This is a genomic window from Kitasatospora sp. NPDC001175, assembly GCF_053598215.1.
In genome coordinates this window covers 1-1,501 of the sequence record NZ_JBSFJU010000216.1, presented here as the reverse complement: position 1 = coordinate 1,501, position 1,501 = coordinate 1, and the positions used below count along the sequence as shown (strand labels likewise).

Below are 1,501 nucleotides of genomic sequence, written 5' to 3'. Positions count from 1 at the left end.
GATGCCGGGCCGGCGCCGGAGCACCGCAACCTGACCGCGGGGATGGCCGTGTGCCCGACCGAGCTTGTGCAGGTCGCCGAGGGCACGCCGCTGGCGCTGTTCGCCGACGGGCTGGACACCGCCCTGTACCGACTGGATCCAGGGGATATGGCCTTCCAACGGGTGGCCACCCGGCAGGGCATTGCCCATGCGCTCTCCGCGAGCCGGACCGGCGAGACGGTCGCCATGCTCGCGGGCACCGCCGACCAGCCGAAGAACATCCACGCCGGGCCACCCGGCGGCCCCCTGACCCGAGTAAGCGACACCCGCCCCGAGGTCCGCGAGATCCGGTGGGGCCACCAAGAACGCCTGTCCTACCAGGCCTCCGACGGACTCACCCTGGACGGGCTACTGCTCCTGCCACCCGGCATGAGTCGCCTGGACGGGCCGTTCCCGCTGATCACCCTGGTCCACGGCGGGCCCTACGGACGGTACGCCGACGAGTTCCAGTTCCACATCGAACTACCACCGGCGCAGTGGCTCGCGGTCGCCGGCTACGCCGTCTTCCTTCCCAACCCACGCGGTAGCCAGGGCCGCGGCCACGCCTTCGCCGCAGCGGTGGCGGGCGCGGTCGGCGGAGCCGAGTGGACCGACATCACCGACGGCATCGATCTGCTCGTCGCGGCGGGGGTCGCGGACCCGGACCGGCTGGGGATCGGCGGCTGGAGCCATGGAGGGTTCATGGCCGCCTGGGCGGTGGGGCAGACCGACCGGTTCAAGGCCGCGGTGATGGGCGCCGGAATCAGCGACTGGGGCATCCAGACCGCCGCTGGCGACCAAGGAGCAGACCGGGAATCCGCACTCAGCGGCAGCCGCGGCTGGGAAGGACCGGGCCCGCACCACCACGACCGGGTCAGCCCTGTCTCCTGCGCTGCACGCATCCGTACCCCGGTGCTGATCCTGCACGGCGAGGACGACACCAACGTCCCCATCAGTCAGGCCGTGCTCCTCCATCGGGCCCTGCGGCACTTCGGCGTCGAGCACGAGCTCGTCGTCTACCCGCGAGAGGGGCACATGATCACCGAACGTGCCCACAAACTCGACCTGCTCCGCCGTACTCGCACATGGTTCGACCGCTGGCTCGGCTCCGTCGGACGGCATGGCATGCTGTCGGTCGAGGGCAGTTCGGTTGATGAGCGAGGTCGACGCTGAGTCCCTGTATCAGCCAAGCACCCGCCGTGCGTGGGTGAATCCCTGACGAACCGGGCGCGGGCGTGGGAGAGTTGAGGCGGCGGACCGTCCAGGGTCGCGCCGGGGTGAGCGGGGGCCATCCCGCTCACGAGCGGGATGAGAACGATCACGTCGCGTCCTCGGCTGTCGGCGTCTGCCGACGGGGCGGCTTGCGAGTCAGCCGCCTGGTCATCAGCGTGATTGCCGCCCAAGTGATCAGCGACTCCGCGTGTTGGATGAGCCGTTCGTAGTCTCTGGCGTGTCGGCGGGCGTGCATGATCCAGGCCAGACT

1 protein-coding gene and 1 pseudogene are annotated in these 1,501 nt (G+C 70.4%); one reads left to right on the top strand and one right to left on the bottom strand.

The features are described 5' to 3' along the window. The coding region (locus tag ACWDAK_RS41240) for an alpha/beta hydrolase family protein (RefSeq protein WP_449806594.1) at positions 1-1,191 on the top strand (1,191 nt) is incomplete at its 5' end. 179 nt (positions 1,192-1,370) lie between these two features. On the opposite strand, the pseudogene ACWDAK_RS41235 reads toward ACWDAK_RS41240, so the two are convergent. Continuing rightward, positions 1,371-1,501, bottom strand: a pseudogene (locus tag ACWDAK_RS41235) (IS5-like element IS4811 family transposase); the annotation flags it as partial.